The 18,422-nt window shown below is 74.2% G+C and carries 14 protein-coding genes and 1 tRNA gene; 6 read left to right on the top strand and 9 right to left on the bottom strand.

Annotation, left to right across the window (positions count from 1 at the left end):
* Positions 1–128: 128 nt before the first annotated feature.
* The 3 genes from ACZ6S5_RS14885 to ACZ6S5_RS14875 form a co-directional block, all read right to left on the bottom strand.
* Positions 129–1,289: a branched-chain amino acid ABC transporter substrate-binding protein gene (locus ACZ6S5_RS14885; RefSeq protein WP_466000670.1), complete on the bottom strand. Its 1,161-nt coding sequence runs from the start codon at positions 1,287–1,289 to the stop codon at positions 129–131.
* Between the two features lie 257 nt (positions 1,290–1,546).
* The gene (locus ACZ6S5_RS14880; protein ID WP_466000669.1) at positions 1,547–2,716 is read right to left on the bottom strand and encodes a hypothetical protein; all 1,170 of its coding nucleotides are present in this window, start codon (positions 2,714–2,716) and stop codon (positions 1,547–1,549) included.
* 118 nt (positions 2,717–2,834) lie between these two features.
* Positions 2,835–3,449: an ANTAR domain-containing response regulator gene (locus ACZ6S5_RS14875; protein ID WP_466000668.1), complete on the bottom strand. Its 615-nt coding sequence runs from the start codon at positions 3,447–3,449 to the stop codon at positions 2,835–2,837.
* A 94-nt stretch (positions 3,450–3,543) separates the two neighbouring features.
* Here ACZ6S5_RS14875 and ACZ6S5_RS14870 point away from each other — a divergent pair.
* Together ACZ6S5_RS14870 and ACZ6S5_RS14865 are read left to right on the top strand one after the other, a co-directional pair.
* Positions 3,544–3,618 (top strand) — tRNA-Leu (locus tag ACZ6S5_RS14870).
* A gap of 33 nt (positions 3,619–3,651) precedes the next feature.
* On the top strand, positions 3,652–4,401 hold the full coding sequence (locus tag ACZ6S5_RS14865; protein ID WP_466000667.1) for a helix-turn-helix domain-containing protein: 750 nt from the start codon (positions 3,652–3,654) through the stop codon (positions 4,399–4,401).
* 4 nt (positions 4,402–4,405) lie between these two features.
* On the opposite strand, the gene ACZ6S5_RS14860 is transcribed toward ACZ6S5_RS14865, so the two are convergent.
* Positions 4,406–5,563 (bottom strand): trans-sulfuration enzyme family protein, encoded by a 1,158-nt coding sequence (locus ACZ6S5_RS14860; RefSeq protein WP_466000666.1) that lies wholly within the window; start codon positions 5,561–5,563, stop codon positions 4,406–4,408.
* Positions 5,564–5,665: 102 nt separating this feature from the next.
* Between ACZ6S5_RS14860 and ACZ6S5_RS14855 the strand changes: the two genes are divergently transcribed.
* The 3 genes from ACZ6S5_RS14855 (at position 5,666) to ACZ6S5_RS14845 (ending at position 7,635) form a co-directional block, all read left to right on the top strand.
* Positions 5,666–6,148, top strand: a complete 483-nt coding sequence (locus tag ACZ6S5_RS14855) for an Lrp/AsnC family transcriptional regulator (protein WP_466000665.1) — start codon at positions 5,666–5,668, stop codon at positions 6,146–6,148.
* A 34-nt stretch (positions 6,149–6,182) separates the two neighbouring features.
* Positions 6,183–7,199: an LLM class flavin-dependent oxidoreductase gene (locus ACZ6S5_RS14850; protein WP_466000664.1), complete on the top strand. Its 1,017-nt coding sequence runs from the start codon at positions 6,183–6,185 to the stop codon at positions 7,197–7,199.
* Positions 7,200–7,296: 97 nt separating this feature from the next.
* Positions 7,297–7,635, top strand: coding sequence for a hypothetical protein (locus ACZ6S5_RS14845; RefSeq protein WP_466000663.1), 339 nt, complete (start codon positions 7,297–7,299; stop codon positions 7,633–7,635).
* 160 nt (positions 7,636–7,795) lie between these two features.
* Here ACZ6S5_RS14845 and ACZ6S5_RS14840 read toward each other — a convergent pair whose 3' ends face one another.
* From ACZ6S5_RS14840 to ACZ6S5_RS14820, 5 genes are all read right to left on the bottom strand, one after another.
* Positions 7,796–8,776: a sulfite exporter TauE/SafE family protein gene (locus ACZ6S5_RS14840; protein WP_466000662.1), complete on the bottom strand. Its 981-nt coding sequence runs from the start codon at positions 8,774–8,776 to the stop codon at positions 7,796–7,798.
* A 108-nt stretch (positions 8,777–8,884) separates the two neighbouring features.
* Entirely contained in the window at positions 8,885–9,355 is a 471-nt protein-coding gene (locus ACZ6S5_RS14835) for an RrF2 family transcriptional regulator (RefSeq protein WP_466000661.1), read from the bottom strand.
* Between the two features lie 72 nt (positions 9,356–9,427).
* Positions 9,428–10,315 (bottom strand): acyl-CoA thioesterase, encoded by an 888-nt coding sequence (locus ACZ6S5_RS14830; protein ID WP_466000660.1) that lies wholly within the window; start codon positions 10,313–10,315, stop codon positions 9,428–9,430.
* Positions 10,312–11,760, bottom strand: coding sequence for a pyruvate kinase (gene pyk, locus ACZ6S5_RS14825; protein WP_466000659.1), 1,449 nt, complete (start codon positions 11,758–11,760; stop codon positions 10,312–10,314). The genes ACZ6S5_RS14830 and pyk overlap by 4 nt, the downstream gene beginning before the upstream one ends.
* Positions 11,761–12,051: 291 nt before the next feature.
* Entirely contained in the window at positions 12,052–12,417 is a 366-nt protein-coding gene (locus ACZ6S5_RS14820; protein WP_466000658.1) for a YciI family protein, read from the bottom strand.
* A 220-nt stretch (positions 12,418–12,637) separates the two neighbouring features.
* On the opposite strand from ACZ6S5_RS14820, the gene ACZ6S5_RS14815 reads away from it, so the two are divergent.
* Positions 12,638–18,418: a PAS domain S-box protein gene (locus tag ACZ6S5_RS14815; RefSeq protein ID WP_466000657.1), complete on the top strand. Its 5,781-nt coding sequence runs from the start codon at positions 12,638–12,640 to the stop codon at positions 18,416–18,418.
* Positions 18,419–18,422: the final 4 nt, after the last annotated feature.

Raw genomic sequence — 18,422 nt, 5'->3', positions numbered from 1 at the left:
CCCCCCCCCCCCCCCCCCCCCCCCCCCCCCCCCCCCCCCCCCCCCCCCCCCCCCCCCCCCCCCCCCCCCCCCCCCCCCCCCCCCCCCCCCCCACGCCTGGTGTCCCGTGCCGGGACCGGACGGACCGGTCAGGCCTTGGGGATCTCGATGTCGGGGACGACCTGGCCCGCGTTCACCTTGAACGCCCAGACGATGACCTGGGCCGGGTCCAGCTCGCCGTTGGACTCGAACTTGTAGGTCACACCGGTCGCGGCACCGGTGCCGCTGTAGCTGGTGATGAAGGAGTTCAGGTCGGCCCGGCTCGTCTTACCGGCCTTGATGCCCTCGAGCATGATCCGGGTGATGTCGAACGACACGTCGGCGTAGGTGCCCGGGTCGACGTTGAACGCCGTCTTGTAGTCGGTGACGAAGCTGCCCTTGGCCTTGGTGGCCGGCGCGCACGGGCAGGTCAGGATGGTGCCCTCGGCGACCTGCTGGCCGGCGACCTTGATGAAGTTGGAGTCGTTGACGCCGTCACCGGCGATCATGGTGCCCTTCCAGCCCGCGCCCTTGAGCTGCTTGAGCAGCAGGCCGGCCTCGGTGTAGTAGCCACCGAAGAAGAGGGCGGTCGCACCGCTGCTGGTGATCTTGGTGACCACGGCGGAGAAGTTGGTCTGCTTGACCTGGATCTTGTCGTAGCCGACCGGGGTGCCGATGACCTTCTTGACCTCGTCGGCCAGGCCGGCGCCGTACGCCGACTGGTCGTCGACGACGTAGACCTTCTCGGCCTTCAGCACGTTCTTGATGTACCGACCGGCGGCCGGGCCCTGGGAGGTGTCGTTACCCACGCCGCGGTGGAAGATCTTCCAGTTCTTGGTGCTCAGGCTCGGGCGGGTCGCCGACGGGGTGATGGTCGGCAGGCCGGCCGCGTCGAAGATCGGGTCCGCCACCTCGGACTCACCCGAGAAGCCCGGGCCGATGATGCCGACGACCTTGCTGTCGCCGACCGCCTGCTGGGCCAGGGCCGGGGCCTTGGCCGGGTCACCCTGGGAGTCGTACTGCTCCAGCTTGACCTGGCAGTCCTTGTTGTCCTTGTTGTACTGCTCGATGGCCAGCTGGGTGCCGTTGCGCATGTGGATACCGAGACCCGCAGCGTCACCCGTCAGGGCGCCGAAGAAGCCGATCTTCAGGTCGCAGGCGGCCTTCCCGCCGCCCGCCTCACTGCCGCTGTCGGCCTTGCAGGCCGCGCCACTGAAAACGAGCGCGCCGATGGCCACGCCACCGAGCACCCGTGCGAGCTTCTGCCTCACGGCTCGTACCCTCCTCCGTCCGAAGGCCCGGACCACCCGCGTCGAATTGGACCTTGCGGGGACTGGCCGGGCCGACCGCGATCCCGGTCTGGGGCGGGACGTTATCCCACCTGGGAGCGCGAAGGTAGACCTGCGAGACGGGGTTGACCTAACCGTTACGTTGAGTGGCCGGATTCACAGATGTGCTGTAACACACGGGTCCCGTCCAGGCGAAAATCGGACATGCGACACCGGTCGGAAACACGCTGGTGGAAGGGTCAGCCGGCGCTCCACGGGCCGCGCGTCGCCCACACCCCGGCCCGGCTGCCGTCATCCACCAGCAGCACCACCGCGTCACCCGACCCGGCCACCGCCACCGACCGGTCGGCCGCCGCCGGCACCGCGGCCGGCAGCACCACCGGAGACCACCGTCCGCCGTCAGACGAGAACCAGCCCGCACCGGTCGCCTCGCCCGCCACCACCGCGAACGCGCCGTCGGAGCGCGCCGCCAGCCCCCACACCCGGCCCGGCCGGTCCGTCCCCGCGTCGCCGAAGGCGCCACCCGACCGCCAGTCGCCGCCCGCTCCCAGCCAGGCGCCCAGGCCGTCGCCGCGCCGGCCCACCGCCACCGTGCGCTCCCCCACCCGGACCACCCGCTGCAGGTCCGCCACGTCCGCCGCGCCGGGCAGCACCGCACGCCGCCAGCTCCGCCCGTCCGCCGAGGTCCACACCGCCGGAGCCGATCCGGTACGCCCCGGCGGCAGCACCGAACCCACCACCAGCCAGCCCGACGGCACCGCCACGCCGTCCGCCGCCCAGGGCCGGCCCGCCGCGTCGGCGGCCAGCTCCGGCACCCCGCTCACCAACTGGAAGTCCGCCCCGTCCGGGGAGACCCAGGCGGCCGCCCCGGTGGCCCGGTTACCCGAGATCAACCACCCGAGCGGGCCGCCCGCGATCCGCCCCACGTTCACCGCGTCCTGGCCGCCGAACACCTCGAACTCGGCCGGCACCTCCACCAGCGAGCCGTCGGCGACCTGCCGCCACGTGCTGATCCGGGGATTGCCGTGCACCCCGCCGGTCTTGCCGCCCACCGCGGCCAGCCGGCCGTTCCGGCAGCCCGCCGCGGTCAGCAGGTTCTCCACGCCGTACGGGCTGCGCGGCACCGGCCGCAGCGGGGTCCAGGTGACCGCGTCGGAGCTGCTCCAGGCGGCCGGCCGGGTGCCACCGGACCCGTCGACCACCGCACCCACCACGAACCAGCGGCCGTCACAGGCCGTGACGTCCCGCAGCTCCAGCCTCCCGGCGGCGCCGGGCGGGACGGGCAGGGTGACCGGCTGCCAGGCCGGCCGTACCGGCACGGGCGTGGCCGTGGGCGCCGCCCGGCCGGTCGAGCGGCAGGCGGCGAGCAGCACGACGAGCAGGCCGAGCACCGCCACGCCACGTCGCATGACGGAGATCGTATCGACCGCCGACGACACGGGGAACCCGTCGACGGGCGTGTCCCGGCCCGGCCCGACGCGCGGCGCGGATCTCGGTGCCGGGGCCGGGCGGTCGGTGGGGCGCGGGTCAGGAGGCGGGCTGGGCCACCTCGCCGCCGGCGGTCTCCGCGAGGATCCGCTCGGCGACCTCCTTCATGGTCATCCGGTGGTCCATCGCGGTGCGCTGGATCCACTTGAACGCCTGCGGTTCGGTCATCCCGTACGTGGTCATCAGCGCGCCCTTGGCCCGCTCCACGGTCTTGCGGATCTCCAGCCGGTCGGTCAGGCCGGCGACCTCCGCCTCCAGCGCCGCGATCTCCGAGTAGCGGGACAGGGCGATCTCCACCGCCGGCACGAGGTCGCTCTTCTGGAACGGCTTGACCAGGTACGCCATCGCGCCCGCCGCCCGCGCCCGCTCCACCAGGTCCCGCTGGCTGAACGCGGTCAGGATGATCACCGGGGCGATCCGCTCGCCGGCGATCCGCTCGGCGGCGGCCAGCCCGTCCATGATCGGCATCTTGATGTCGAGGATGACCAGGTCCGGCTTCAACTCCTGGGCGAGCTTGACGGCGGTCTCGCCGTCACCGGCCTCGCCGACCACCTCGTAGCCCTCTTCGACCAGCATCTCGGCCAGGTCCAGCCGGATGAGCGCCTCGTCCTCGGCGATCAGTACGCGCCTGCGCTCGGTCTCCGTCTCGGCCACGAGCCACTCCCACCAGTTCGAACCCCACACCCGCCCTGCCGGGTGTCGCCGCCCTTAGCCTAGTGGGTACTCTTTCAAGGTCGGTTTACGGAACGCCCCCGTAGCCCAACTGGCATGAGGCAATGCACTCAAACTGCATAAAGTGTGGGTTCGAGTCCCACCGGGGGCACAAACTGTCAGACAGGCGTTCGAAGATGCACTGGTGCATCCACCCGAGATACGCGCCCGAGCACGGCGCCTCTACCTCGCCGGCGCCACCGTAGCGGAGGCTGCTCGCGCCGTCGGACTCTCCTATCCCACGGTCAGACACTGGTGCAAGGATCGACCAGAGCCGAACCAACGCGGCAGCGTGCTGCGTTGCTTCCGCTGCCGCCCGGGCATCGACAGCCCGACAGAACCCGCTCAATACGCTTATCTGCTGGGCCTCTACCTCGGCGATGGCCACCTCGTCACCAGTGCACGGGTGCCGGTCCTCCGCATCTACTGCTCCAACGCCTGGCCAAACCTCATCGACCTGTGTGACAAGGCCATGCGAGCAGTGCTGGCAGGTTCGGTGCAACGGGTACAGAAGCAGGGCTGCGTCACCGTGCAGAGCTACGGCAAACACTGGCCGTGCCTCCTACCACAGCACGGGGCGGGCAAGAAGCACGAGCGGGCGATCCTCCTGACCGACTGGCAACGAAAGATCGTCGAGGCGCACCCCGGCGATTTCCTGCGCGGCCTCTTTCATTCCGACGGCTGCCGCATCATCAACCGGGTCACCGTCCGCGGTAAGCGGTACGTCTACCCGCGCTACCTGTTCACCAACGAGTCCGCCGACATCATGGGCCTCTGCCAATGGGCGCTGGACCTGCTCGGCATCGACTGGAAGATGAACCGCCGCAACTCGCTCTCTGTGGCCCGGCGCGACGCGGTGGCCGCGCTGGACCGGCACGTCGGCCCGAAGTCCTGACCCGTCAGATCACCGACAGCGCCTGCTCCAGGTCCGCCCGCAGGTCCTCCGGGTCCTCCAGCCCGACCGAGACGCGCAGCAGCGCGCCGCCCGGCTTGGCGTCGCCCTCGACCGGCCGGTGGGTGAGCGAGGCGGGGTGCTGGATCAGGGTGTCGACCCCGCCGAGGGAGACGGCGTGGGTGATCAGCCGGCAGGCGCCGGCGACGGCGGCCGCGGCGGGGGCGCCGCCGCGTACCTCGAAGGCGAGCAGGCTGCCGGTGCCGGACAGTTGGCGGCCGACCAGCCCGGCGGGGTCGTGCAGCGAGGGGTGGTGGACCCGCTCGACGGAGGGGTGGCCGGCGAGCCAGGCGGCGAGCTTCTCGGCGCCGGCCTGCTGGGCGCGGACCCGCAGCGGCAGGGTCTGCAGGCCGCGGTGCAGCAGGTACGCACCGAGCGGGTGGAGGATCGCGCCGGTGACGGCGCGGACCTGGCGCAGTCGGGTGGCCCAGGCGGCGTCGCAGGCGACGGCGCCGGCGAGGACGTCGCCGTGGCCGCCGATGCTCTTGGTGGCGCTGTGCAGCACGAGGGCGGCGCCGTGCCGGGCGGGCTGCTGGAGCACCGGGGTGGCGACGGTGTTGTCGACGAGCAGCGGGGCGTCGCCGGCGGCGGCGGCGAGGGCGGCGATGTCGACGAGGTCGAGGGTGGGGTTGGCCGGGGTCTCGACGACGACCAGGGCGGTGTCGGGGCGGACGGCGGCGGCGACCTGGTCGGGTCGGGCCCAGGTGACCTCGGTGCCGAGCAGGCCGGTGGCGAGCACGTGGTCGGTGCCGCCGTAGAGGGGGCGGACGGCGACGACGTGGCGTTTCCCGTCGCGGGTGGCGGCGAGCAGGGTGGCGGTGAGGGCGGCCATGCCGCTGGCGAAGGCGACGGCCTCGGCGGTGCCTTCGAGTTCGGCGAGGGCGGTTTCGAAGCGGGCCACAGTGGGGTTCCAGAGCCGCTGGTAGACGGCGCTGGCGCCGGCCGGGAGGGTGCCGCCGGTGGCGAGGGTCTCGTACGCGTCGCCGCCGTCGGTGACTGACGGGAGCGGGTTGGTGGTGGAGAGGTCGATGGGTGGCACGTGGACGCCGAGACCGGCGAGGTCGTCGCGCCCGGCGTGCACGGCTCTGGTGTCCACGGCGGTCATGGCCGGAAGCGTCGAACATCAGGCTGGCAGCGGGCAAGAGCAGCGAAGAACATTCTGCTCCTGACTCTTCCGGCACCGGGAAGTTCGATGGATGATGCTGGCATGCCCCTCGCACCGAATGATGTGCGGCCGCCGTTCGCGGCCCTGGACGACATCGACCACGCGATCCTGACCGAGTTGGCGGCGGACGGCCGGTTGCCGAACAATGCCCTGGCCGAGCGGGTGGGCGTGGCGCCGTCGACGTGTCTGACGCGTACCCGGGCGTTGCGGGAGTGCGGGGCGATCCGCGGGTTCCACGCGGAGGTGGATCCGGCGGCGGTGGGCCTGCCGTTGCAGGCGTTGGTGTCGGTGCGGTTGGCGGCGCACGAGCGGGCCGCGGTGGACGCGTTCCGGGCCCGGTCGGTGCGGCTGCCGGGGGTGGTGTCGGTGTTCCACGTGGCGGGTGCGGAGGACTACGTGCTGCACGTACGGGCGGCGTCCGGGGACGCGTTGCGGGACTTCGTGCTGGATCACCTGGCGGTGGATCCGGCGGTGCAGCACACCCAGACGAGTCTGATCTTCGAGCAGGCGCGAGGTATGGGATAGGGCACCTCGCGGAACAACTCCGGCGCTCGGCGGGTTGTTCTCTGCCGTGATCGACGTACCGTTGTCTGTTCTTGATCTTGCCCCGGTGGCCGCGACCGGCAGCGCCGGTGAGGCGCTGCGGCACACCACCGAGCTGGCCCGCCGCACCGAGGAGCTGGGCTACCGCCGGTTCTGGGTGGCCGAGCACCACAACATGCCGGCGATTGCCAGCTCCGCCCCGGCGGTGCTGCTCGCCCACCTCGCGGCGCACACCTCGACGATCCGGCTCGGCTCGGGCGGGGTGATGCTGCCCAACCACGCGCCGCTGGTGGTGGCCGAGCAGTTCGGCACCCTGGAGGCGCTGCACCCGGGCCGGATCGACCTGGGCATCGGCCGCGCGCCGGGCACCGACCAGGTCACCGCGCTGGCGCTGCGCCGGACCATGGAGGGGCTGTCGGCGGAGCACTTCCCCCGGGAGCTGGCCGACCTGATGAACTACTTCAGCGGCGCCGAGCCGGGCCCGATCACCGCCACCCCCGGCAAGGGGCAGTCGCCGGCGGTCTGGCTGCTCGGGTCGAGCGGGTTCAGCGCCCAGCTCGCCGGCCTGCTGGGGCTGCCGTTCTCGTTCGCCCACCACTTCAGCGCGCAGAACACGATCCCGGCGCTCCAGCTCTACCGGCAGAGCTTCCGGCCGTCGCAGTGGCTGGAGCGGCCGTACGCGATGGTGGCGGTCAACGCGGTCTGCGCGGAGACCGACGAGCGGGCGGAGTGGCTGGCCGGGCCGGCCGGGTTGTCGTTCCTGAAGCTGCGCTCGGGCCGGCCGGAGCCGCTGGTGACGCCGGAGGAGGCGGCGGCCTACCCGTACAACGAGCTGGAGCGGGAGTTTGTGGCCCAGCGCCGGGACGGGCAGGCGACGGGTTCGCCGGAGACGGTGGCCCGGCAGCTCGGCGCGCTGCTGGAGCGCACCGGCGCGGACGAGCTGATGCTGACCACGATGGTGTACGACGTGGCCGACCGGGTCCGCTCGTTCGAGCTGATCGCGGAGCGGGTGGCCGGCGGCCTGCGCCGCTGAAACACGCTCTTCATAGCCACGTCACCGCACCGTCGCGCGGTGCGCATAGCTTTGTCCCCGGTGGTGGTACGGCATTCCCGGTCGGGACGGGTCGGGAATGCCGCGGTGTGGTGCACCGGGTCGCCGGCGGAGCGGGTTCCGCAGCCGGCGACCCGGTGCCTGCCTTTCGGGCCTCCGGCCCGGCGTCGGTGACGCGGGCCGGGGCATCACGCCGCCGAGCGACATCGTTAACTACATCAACGCCAAGGGGATAAACCCGGAACTCAAGTTCTGGTACGCCAAGGTGGAGCACTTCCAGCGGGAGCTCGCCGCCTACGGCGCGGCCCTCACCGGGCTCGCGGCCGCCGACCGGCTGCTGGATCGGGACGAGCCCCGGGCACCGGTGGAGGCCCAGCGGGCCCGCGGCGCCCGGCGTGGCCTGAGCCGCGCCGGCTGATCACGTCGATCGCCGGCCTCGCGGTCCGCCCCCGGCCTGCCGGCGGGGTCGCGCTCGTGCTACCGGTGGCCGACGGGCTGCCCTGGCCACCGGACGACCGGCCGGGCGGCCCGGAACCGGAGCGGGCAACGCGCTGACGGCGCCGGCCGAGAGCTGCCGATCAGCCCTCCAGCGCGGCGGTCAGCCGGCGTTCGTCCGTCGCCACGGTCTCGGCTGCCGACCCGGTGATCGGGCCGGCGGGGGCCGACGGCGCGGCAACGGCGGCCGCGGCGACGGCGCGGGCCCGGCGGGTCCGGTGCAGGGCCCGGCCGGCCAGCGCCAGCGCGACGAGCCAGCCGGCGCCGAGCATCGCGTAGACGACCGCCGGGACCGGGCCGCCCAGCTCGCCGGCGCGCAGCAGGGTACGGGCGTTGGTCAGCACGATCACTCCGCCGATGGCGGCGCCGAGCAGCTGGGCGGGGACGATCCGGACCAGCCAGGCGGCGACCGGCGCGGCGATCAGGCCGCCGACCAGCAGCGCCGCCACGGTGGAGAGCAGGAAGCCCTCGGCGCCGAGGCCGACGAGGAACCCGGCGCTGGCGGCGCCGGCGACCACGAACTCGGCGGTGTCCACCGAGCCGATCACCTTGCGCGGCTCCAGCCGGCCGGAGACCAGTAGCGCCGGGGTGGCGACGGGACCCCAGCCCCCGCCGCCGGTGGCGTCGACGAACCCGGCGACCAGCCCGAGCGGGGCGAGGAAGCGACCCCGCAGCCGGCCGGCGGCGCGGCCGGCGCGCAGCGGCCGGGAGAAGCGGACCAGCAGGTACGCGCCGAGGGTGAACAGGATGCCGGCCATCCAGGGCGCGGCGGCCTCGGTGGAGACGGCGCTCAGGAAGGTGGCGCCGGCGAACGCGCCGACCGCGCCGGGCAGCGCGATCCGGGCGACCACCCGCCAGTCGACGTTGCCGAACCGCCAGTGCGACAGCCCGGCCGCGAGGGTGGTGCCGATCTCGGCCAGGTGCACCGAGGCGGACGCGGCGGCCGGCGCCACCCCGGCGAAGAGCAGCAGCGTCGAGGAGGTGAGTCCGTACGCCATGCCGAGCGCGCCGTCGACCAGCTGCGCGGCGAGCCCGACCAGGGCGAGGATCAGCAGCTTCCGCACCGGCGTCCCCCGTCTTTTCGGCATCTCCTATCGACTTGGTCGACAATGCGGCACGGCGACGCTCCGGTCAATCCCCCATCCGACTGGTGGGACGACAGGGGTGGGCGGTCAGCTCCAGGCGGCCGGGTCGGCGGCCAGCTCGTTGACCCGGGCGGGCAGCGTCCCGGCGGCCACGTCGGCGAGCGTGACCAACTCGAGGATCTCCCGCTCGCTGGCCCGCAGGGCGATCCACACGTCCTGCAGGGCGCGGGCGGACCCCTGGTAGCCGAGCTGCTCGGGGCGCTGGCCCCGGATGTGCGCGAGCGGCCCGTCGATCACCCGGATCACCTCGGCCAGAGAGATCTCCGACGCCGGCCGGGCCAGCCAGTAGCCGCCCTCGGGGCCGCGCTGGGCGTGCACGATGCCGCCCCGGCGCAGCTGGAGCAGGATGCTCTCCAGGAACTTCGGCGGGATGTCCTGGCTGCGGGCGATCTGCTCGGCGGTCACCGGACGGGTCCGTCCGGTCGCCCCGCCCTCGGCCACCGAGGCCAGCTCGGCGGACGCGCGGAGGGCGTAGTCGACCCGGGCGGAGAGACGCATGCCGGCAAGGTTAGTCGGCGGCTCGGCCGCCCGGTTCCTCGCCCCTCGGCCGATCGGCCACGACGTGGCCGGTCAGGCGCCCACCCGGCGCAGCAGCCCCTCCTGTACGGCGCTGGCGATGTGCCGGCCGTCGGTGGTGAACATCCGGCCGGTGGCCAGGCCCCGGGCGCCGGAGGCGGACGGGCTCCAGCAGTCGTAGAGGAACCACTCGTCGGCGCGGAACGAGCGGTGGAACCACAGCGCGTGGTCCAGGCTCGCACCCACCACCCCGCCCGGGCCCCAGACCTCGCCGTGCACCGACAGGACCGAGTCGAGCAGGGTCAGGTCGGAGGCGTACGCCAGGGCGCAGGCGTGCAGCAGCGGGTCGTCCGGGAGCTTGCCGTCGAGCCGCATCCAGACCCGCTGGTGCGGCTCGGCGGGCCGGTCGCCGGGGCGTACCCAGCCGGGCTCGCCGACGTAGCGGACGTCGATCGGGCGGGGGATCTGCCCCCAGATGCCCAGCCGCTCCGGGTAGCGGGAGAGCCGGTCGGTCATGGTCGGCACATCGTCCGGACCGGGCACGTCGAGGGGGGCCGGCGCGTGGTGGTCGAGCCCCTCCTCCTGCCGCTGGAACGAGGCCGACATGAAGAAGATCGGCTTGTCGTGCTGGAGCGCGACCGAGCGGCGCACCGAGAAGGAGCGGCCGTCACGGATGTTCTCCACCTGGTAATCGATCGGCTCGGTCGGGTCGCCGGGCCGGACGAAGTAGCCGTGCAGGGAGTGCACGAAGCGCTCCGGGTCGACGGTGCGCCCGGCGGCGACCAGGGCCTGGCCGGCGACCTGGCCGCCGTACACCCGCTGCGGACCGACCGGGGGGCTGATCCCCCGGAAGGTCATCTCGCCGGTGTGGTCGAGGTCCAGCACCTCCAGGAGCTGGTCGACCGCGGCCTGGCCGGTCGCCGCCGCCGGGTGCCCGGTCACTGCAGGGCCCGCGCCGAGGCGGCGTCGACCAGCGAGCCGAGCTGGTGCACGCGCAGGGTGTTGGTGGAGCCCGGGGTGCCGGGCGGGCTGCCCGCCACGATCACCACGTAGTCGCCGGGGTTGGCCCGGTTGAGGCCGAGCAGCGCCTGGTCGACCTGGCGGAACATGTCGTCGGTGTGCTCGACGAACGGCATCAGGAACGTCTCGACGCCCCAGGAGAGGGCGAGCTGGTTGCGCACCTCGGGGACCGGGGTGAAGGCCAGCAGCGGCAGGTCGCAGTGCAGCCGGGCGAGCCGCTTGACGGTGTCGCCGGTCTGGGAGAAGGCGACCATGGCCTTCGCGCCGATCGCCCGGGCGATCGAGGAGGCGGCGACGGTGAGCGCGCCGCCGTGCGTACGGGGGTCGTGCTGGAGCCGGGGCACGCCGATCGAGCCCGACTCGGTGGTCTCGATGATCTTGGCCATGGTGCTGACCGTGAGCACCGGGTACTTGCCGACGCTGGTCTCGCCGGAGAGCATCACGGCGTCCGCGCCGTCGAGCACCGCGTTGGCCACGTCGGAGGCCTCGGCGCGGGTGGGCCGCGAATTCTCGATCATGGAATCGAGCATCTGGGTGGCGACGATGACCGGCTTGGCGTTCTCCCGGCACAGCTGCACGGCGCGCTTCTGCACCAGCGGCACCTGGTCCAGCGGCAGCTCGACGCCGAGGTCGCCGCGGGCGACCATGACGCCGTCGAAGGAGAGCACGATCGCCTCCAGGTGATCGACCGCCTCCGGCTTCTCGACCTTGGCCAGGACGGGGCGGCGCACGCCCTGCTCGTCCATGATCGAGTGGACCAGCTTGATGTCGTCGGGCGAGCGGACGAACGAGAGCGCGATGAGGTCGACGCCGAGCCCGAGGGCGAAGCGCAGGTCCTCGGCGTCCTTCTCCGACAGCGCCGGCACGCTGACCGCGACGTTGGGCAGCGAGACACCCTTGTTGTTGGAGACCGGGCCGCCCTCGGTGACCAGGCAGCGGATGTCGTTGCCGGTGACGTCGCTGACCTCGACCGCCACCCGGCCGTCGTCGATCAGCAGCCGGTCCCCCGGCTTCACCTCCTGCGGCAGCTTGCGGTAGGTGCAGGAGACCCGCTCCTTGGTGCCGACGATGTCGTCGCCGGTGATCACGACGGAGTCGCCGGTCCGCCACTCGTGCGGGCCGTCGGCGAACCGGCCGAGGCGGATCTTCGGGCCCTGCAGGTCGGCGAGCACCGCGACCGGGCGGCCGGAGGCGTCGGCGGCCTCGCGCACCAGCCGGTACACCGCCTCGTGGTCGGCGTGACTGCCGTGGCTGAAGTTGAGCCTCGCCACGTTCATGCCCGCTTCTACCAGGCCCCGGATGCGCTCGGGGGACGAGGTGGCGGGGCCGAGGGTGCAGACGATCTTCGCGCGGCGTGTCACGCCCATCAGGCTAGTCTCTCCTCCGGGTCGACCTGCCGACCGACCCCTTTCGGACTGCGGAACATTGTCCGACGACGCGCGAGAACCGCGCAGCGGGCGGTGAGGCACCGCACCGGAACGTCGTGAGCGGCGGGCATCGGCGACCGCGCGGCGGAAATCGTACCGCCCGGCCGCATCCCCCGACGCGGTGCTCCCGGGCTGCCCGGCGGGGGCCGGGCACGCCGGCGCCGACGCATCGACGCGGGGCGGTGACCGGGTGCGCGGCGCGCCCGAGGGGTGGCAGGTCCCCGGCAGGCGTCAGCTCTGCGTCTTGGCCAGGGGGAACTCCAGCGAGCCGGCCGGGCAGAGGAAGGTCAGCACGTCCACCCGGTAGAGCCCGGCCTGCACCGCCGGGTCGGCCTCCATCACGCTGCGCACGTCGTCCACCGACCCGGTATGGGCCAGCCCGAAGCCGATCGGCGGGTCAGGCTCGCGGGCCGGGCCGTCCACCGAGCCGTCGATCAGGATGATGCCCCGCCGGTGCAGCGCCTGCATGTGCCGCAGGTGCTCGGCCTGGAGCCGCTGCACCGTCTCCTCCGGCAGGGCCCGGCCGGACGGCCCCGGGTAGAGCACGATGCACTCGTACGTGTCGAGCGCGAAGTCGACCCGCGGCGTCGCGGCCATGGCGCACCTCCAGACGTCCGTCCGCCTCCGGATCAGCGTCGCACGGCGCGCCCCGCCGCCGCGGTAGCTCGGCGCAATCACCCGGGCGGCGGGGTTGCCGACCGGGTGCGCGGTTCGTCCCGGCGATCCGGCCGCCGACAAGATCAAAGAATCCACGAAGCGCAGTTCGCTGGTACGTTCGGATACTGCTGACGCGCCCATCGCCGAGCGGAGGTTTTGGGTGAGCCACATCCCGCCGGACGGCTCCCACTGGCAGGACGTCTTCGCCGCCGGCGGGGAGATGGGCGCGGCCATCGCCAGCCACGACTGGTCCGCCACGCCGCTCGGCCCGATCGACTCCTGGCCGCAGAGCCTGCGCACGGCGGTGACCATCTGCCTGCACTCCCGCTTCCCGATCCTGCTCTGGTGGGGCGACGGGCTGGTGATGCTCTACAACGACGCGTACGTGCCGATCCTGGGGGCGTCCAAGCGCGGCGCGCTGGGCCGGCCGGGCGCCGAAGTGTGGCCGGAGGTCTGGGACGTCATCGGGCCCATGCTCACCGGCGTGCTGGCCGGTCGGGGCGCCACCTGGAACCAGGACCAGCTGCTGCTGCTCGACCGCTTCGGCTTCGTCGAGGAGTGCTACTTCACCTTCTCCTACAGCCCGATCATCGACGAGTCCGGCACGCCCGGCGGTGTCTTCACCGCGGTCACCGAGACCACCGAGCGGGTGGTCAGCGACCGCCGGCTGCGGCTGCTCACCACCCTCGGGGCCGCGCTGGTCGACGTGACCGAGCCCGACGAGGTGCTCCGGCGCACGGTCAAGGCCCTGGCCGGCAGCGCGTCCCTGCCGTTCGTCCGGCTCTACCAGGCCGAGCCGGACGGCCTGCGGCTGGTCGCCGGCGACGACGCCGAGCCCCCGCCGGGCGCGGCGGAATCCTGGCCGTTGGCCGAGGTGCTGGCGGACGGGCGGTTGCGGGTGCTCCCCCTCGACCCGGCCGACGATCCGGACCGGCCGGGAGTCGCCAAGGTCGCCGTGGCCCCGGTGCCGGAGCCCGGCGGCGCCGCCCCGACGGCGGTGCTGGTCGCCGGGTTCAACCCGCGCCGACCGGTGGACGCCGACTACCTCTCGTTCATGGAGCTGCTGGCCGGCAACGTCGGCACCGCCCTCGCCGGGGCGCGGGCGTACCAGGCGGAGCACCGGCGGGCGGAGGCCCTCGCCGAGCTGGACGCGGCGAAGTCCGCCTTCTTCGCCAACGTCAGTCACGAGCTGCGGACCCCGTTGACGCTGATCGCCGGCCCGGTCCGCGATGCCCTCACCGACCCGGCCCAGCCGCTGCCGGCGGCGCTGCGCCGACGGCTGGAACTGGTCGACCGCAACGCCGCCCGGCTGCACCGACTGGTGGACAGCGTGCTGGACTTCACCCGGCTGGAGGCCGGACGGCTGGCACCGGACCGGGTGGCGCTGGCCGTCGGGCGGTTCACCCGGGAGCTGGCCGCCGCGTTCGCGCCGGCCGTGGAGCGGGCCGGGCTCACCTTCGAAGTCGACTGCCCCCGGCTGCCCCGCCCGGCGTACCTGGACCGGGGCATGTGGGAGAAGATCGTCCTCAACCTGCTCGCCAACGCCGTCAAGGCCACCCTGCGTGGGGCGGTCCGGCTCCGGGTCGCCGACGACGACGGGTGGATCCGGCTCACCGTCTCGGACACCGGGGTGGGCATCCCCGCCGACCAGCTCCCCCGGCTCTTCCAGCGGTTCCACCGGGTGACCGGGCCGACCGGCCGGTCCGCCGAGGGCACCGGCATCGGGCTGGCGCTGGTCCGGGAGCTGGTCACCCTGCACGGCGGGACGGTCGAGGCGGAGAGCGTGGCCGGCGCGGGCGCCACCTTCACCGTCCGGCTGCCGTACGGCTCCCCGGAGGGGGTGGACCGCGCGGACCGGCCGGCCGGGCCCACGGCGGCGGCGAGCGCGTTGGCGGCCGAGCTGGTCTCCCCCGCCGCGGCCGCCGGTGAGGTGGGGCCGGCCGACCGGCCCCGCATCCTGCTGGTCGACGACAACGCCGACCTGCGCGCCTACGTCACCGATCTGCTCGCCCCGCAGTTCCGGGTCCGCGCCGCGGCCGACGGGCGGGCGGCACTGGCGGAGATCCGCACCGACCCGCCCGACCTCGTGCTGGCCGACGTGATGATGCCCGGCCTCGACGGCTTCGCCCTGCTCGCCGCCCTGCGCGCCGACCCGGCCACCGCCGACCTGCCGGTGGTGCTGCTCTCCGCCCGGGCCGGACCGGAGGCGGCGGTCGAGGGGCTGGCCGCCGGCGCGGACGACTACCTGGTCAAGCCGTTCTCGGCGAGCGAGCTGCGGGCCCGGATCCGGGCCAACCTGGACCGGGCACGGGCCCGGCTACGCCGGGGCGAGTGGGCGACCCAGGTCGTCGAGTCGCTCACCGACGGGGTCTGGATCGCCGACGAGAACGGCGTCGTCGTCCAGGTGGACGAGACCTTCGAGCAGCTGACCGGGTACGGGGCGGCCGGCCTGCCCTACCCTCCGCCGTACCCCTGGTGGCCGGATCAGGCGGCACACCCGGTGGAGCGGGCGCTGCTCGACCGGGCGCTGGTGCACCTGCTCGACGAGCACGCCGGGGCGTACGAGGTGCCGTTCCAGCGCCCCGACGGACGGATGATCTGGGCGTCCGTCTCGGCCACCGAGGTGCCCGATCCGGAACACGGCCGCACCATGCTGGTCGGCACGGTCCGGGACGTGACCGCCGAACACGCGATCGCCGAGCGGCACCGGACCGCCGCCGCGCTGACCGACCGGCTGGCCACCGCCGACGACGAGGCCGAGGTGCTGGCGCTGACCGCGGAGGCGCTCGGCCAGGCGTTCGACGGCACCGCCCACCTGGCCCCACGGGACACGGCCGGACCGGCGTACACCGCCACCGGCCCGGTCGACCTCGACCGGCTGGACCCGGCGCTCGCCGCCCGGCTGGCCCCGCCAGGCCGCCACGGCGACGGCGACGGCGAGGAGACGGCGCCCGGCGTCGGCGGCCGGCTGAGCACCCTCACCCGGGAGTGGACGGCCTGGGTGGCGTTCCCCACGCCCCGCCCGGTCCGCGCCGACGAGCGGCTGCTCGGCGGCCTGCTCACCGCCGCCGGCAGCCAGGCCCTGCGGCGCCTGGAGGCGGTACGCCGGCAGGACGCGGTCACCGAAGGGCTGCGGGACGCGGTCCGCGACGCCACCGAGCGGGAACGCGCCTGGCGGGCCGAGGCCGCCGCCCGGGCCGACCAGCGACGCACCGACGCGATCAGCCGGGCGCTGCTGGACAACGCGCCGGTCGGCTTCGGCCTGGTCGACACCGAACTGCGCTACGTCCAGGTCAACCCGGCCCTGGCCGGGATGAACCAGGTATCGGCGGCGGAGCATCTGGGCCGGCGGCCCAGCGAGGTGCTGCCGGAGCACGGCGCGCGGATCGAGGAGCTGATGCGCCGCGCCCTGGTTGACGGCCCGGTGGTCGGGGTCGAGGTCACCACCGGTCCGCCGGACGCGCCACGGCGCCTGGTGGCCAGCTACTTCCCGATCCGGATCAGCGACACCGACGAGCTGGTCGGCCTGGGCGCCACCGTCGTCGACGTCACCGAGCGCACCCGGCTGCTGGAGGCGCTGGGCGCGGAACGGGCCCGCTACGAGCGGCTCGCCGCCACCGACGTGCTCGCCGTGTTCGGCGGTGAGGAGAAGCGGATCACCGAGGCGAACGAGGCCTTCCTGGCGCTGCTCGGCTACACCCCGCAGGACGTCGCGCAGGGGCGGCTGACCTGGCCCGCCATCACTCCCCCCGGCTGGGAGGAGGCGGACGCGCGCGCGCTGGCCGAACTGGCCGAGACCGGCCGGGCCCGGGCCTTCGACAAGGAGTACCGGCACGCCGACGGGCACCGGGTGCCGGTGCAGATCGGCGTGGTGGCGCTGGAGCGGCGCCCGCTGCGCTGGCTGGCGTACGCCCTGGACCTGAGCGCCGAGCGGGCCGCGCAGGCCGAGCTGCGGCTGTTCCAGGCGCTGGTGGAACGCTCCGGCGACTTCATCGCGGTGGCCGCCCCGGACGGCCGGGCCGTCTACGTGAACCCCGCCGGCCGGGCGCTGGTCGGGCTCGGCGGCACCGACCGGGTGGACGGCCTGGGGCTGGTGGACTTCGCCGCCCCGGAGGTCCGCGAGCGGTGGCGTACCGAGCTGATCCCGACCGCGCTGCGGGAGGGCCACCACCGCGCGGAGAGCCGGCTGGTCCGGCTGGACACCGGCGAGCCGCTCGACGTCGACCACCAGACCTTCACGGTGACCACCGGCGCCGGCCGGGACACCACCGCCTTCGTGGCCACCGTGGCGCGGGACGTCAGCGACCGGCAGCGGGCGCTGCGGCAGGCGGAGGCGCTCGCGCGGTTGGCCGGGGCGCTCAGCTCCGCCCGGGGCCGGGCGGCCGTCGTGGACGTGGTGACCACCGTCGCCCCGGCGGTGGTGGACGCCGCGACGCTGCGGGTGGCGATCAACCGGCCCGGGGCCACCGTGCTCGACGTGGCCGGCGGCGACGCCCCGGCCGGGCAGCTCCCGGTCGACGCCGACGAGCCGCTCGCCCGGGCGGTACGCGAGAACGCGGCGTTCCCCCTGACCGGCGACGGCGCGGGCGCGACGGGAGTCTGCCTGCCCCTGCGGTACGGCGACGGCGGCGCGCTCGGCGCGCTGGAGGTGCGCTGGGCCCGGCCGGTCGCCGACGACGAGGCGCTGCGCAACCTGCTGGACGCGGTGGCCGGGCTGTGCAGCCAGGCCCTGCAGCGCGCCGAGCTGACCGGTTCGGCGCAGGCGATGGCCGATTTCGCGGCGCGGCTCAGCGTCACCCGGTCGACGGCGGAGGCGATCGACGTGATCCTCGACGCGGCGCCGACCGCGCTCGGGGCGGTGCTGCCGGGGCTGGCGATGCGGGACGAGGGCCGGCTGGTCCGGCTCTGGTACCACGACGTGCCGGAGACGCTCTCCGCCACGTTCCACGACCTCGCCATCGATGACCCGCGGCCGATCGTCCGGGCGCTGCGCACCGGCGAACGGGTCATCCTGCGCGACCGGGCCGACTTCGCCGCCCGGTTCCCCGGCCTGCCCGACCCGGTCGGGGCGCACGGCGTGGTCACCACGGTAGCGGTGCCGCTGTTCGACGCGCAGCGCCAGCCGATCGCGTCGCTGGCCTTCGGGTGGTTCCGGGAGCGACCGCTGCGGGAGAGCGACCTGGCGCTGCTCGACACCATCGCCGACCTGTGCGAGCAGACCCTGGAACGGGTCCGGCTGGCCGCCGCCGAGCACAACCTGGTGACCCGGCTGGCCGGGCGGCTGCGCAGCTCCGCGCTGACCACTCCGGACGGGCTGGAGATCGCCACCCGCTACCAGCCGGCGATGACCGGCCTGCACCTCGGCGGCGACTGGTACGACCTGGTCCGGCAGGACGACGACCGGCTGGCCGTGGTGGTCGGCGACGTGGTCGGCCACCAGGTGGAGGCGGCCGCCGACATGGCGCAGCTGCGCACCATGCTGAACACGCTGATCCGGCTCGGCGTCCCGCTGGAGGAGCTGTTCCTCCGGCTGACCGAGCTGCTCGGCGTCGGCTTCCTCGGCACCTGCCTGATCGTGGTGGTCGAGCCGGCGAAGCGGGCCGCGCACGTGCTGCGGGCCGGGCACCCGCACCCGGTGCTGCTGCGCGCCGGCCAGGATCCGCAGGGCGTGCGGACGCCGAACGCGCTGCCGCTGGGCATGGTCGACGCGCCGATGGCCGTGACCACCGTGCCGTTCGAACGCGGCGACCTGCTGGTGGCGTACACGGACGGGCTGGTGGAGCGGCGCGGCCAGCAGTACGACGAGGGCGTGGCGGCGCTGCACCGGGTGCTGGTCACGGTGCGCGACGAGCCGGCGGAGGCGATCGCGGACGCGCTGCTGCGGGACCTGCCGGGCACGGACGACGACCGCGCGCTGGTGGTGCTGCGGCACACCGGGTGAGGTG

The organism is Micromonospora sp. NPDC051924 (genome assembly GCF_055586005.1).
The sequence above is the reverse complement of the archived record's forward strand: the minus strand, read 5'-3'. Positions and strand labels throughout refer to the sequence as shown.

Excerpts from the sequence above, each read along its gene's own strand:
- ACZ6S5_RS14880 (WP_466000669.1), bottom strand. The coding sequence starts at position 2,716 with ATGCGACGTGGCGTGGCGGTGCTCGGCCTGCTCGTCGTGCTGCTCGCC.
- ACZ6S5_RS14860 (WP_466000666.1), bottom strand. The coding sequence starts at position 5,563 with ATGACCGCCGTGGACACCAGAGCCGTGCACGCCGGGCGCGACGACCTC.
- ACZ6S5_RS14855 (WP_466000665.1), top strand. The coding sequence starts at position 5,666 with ATGCCCCTCGCACCGAATGATGTGCGGCCGCCGTTCGCGGCCCTGGAC.
- ACZ6S5_RS14845 (WP_466000663.1), top strand. The coding sequence starts at position 7,297 with ATGCCGCGGTGTGGTGCACCGGGTCGCCGGCGGAGCGGGTTCCGCAGC.
- ACZ6S5_RS14835 (WP_466000661.1), bottom strand. The coding sequence starts at position 9,355 with ATGCGTCTCTCCGCCCGGGTCGACTACGCCCTCCGCGCGTCCGCCGAG.
- pyk (WP_466000659.1), bottom strand. The coding sequence starts at position 11,760 with ATGGGCGTGACACGCCGCGCGAAGATCGTCTGCACCCTCGGCCCCGCC.
- ACZ6S5_RS14820 (WP_466000658.1), bottom strand. The coding sequence starts at position 12,417 with ATGGCCGCGACGCCGCGGGTCGACTTCGCGCTCGACACGTACGAGTGC.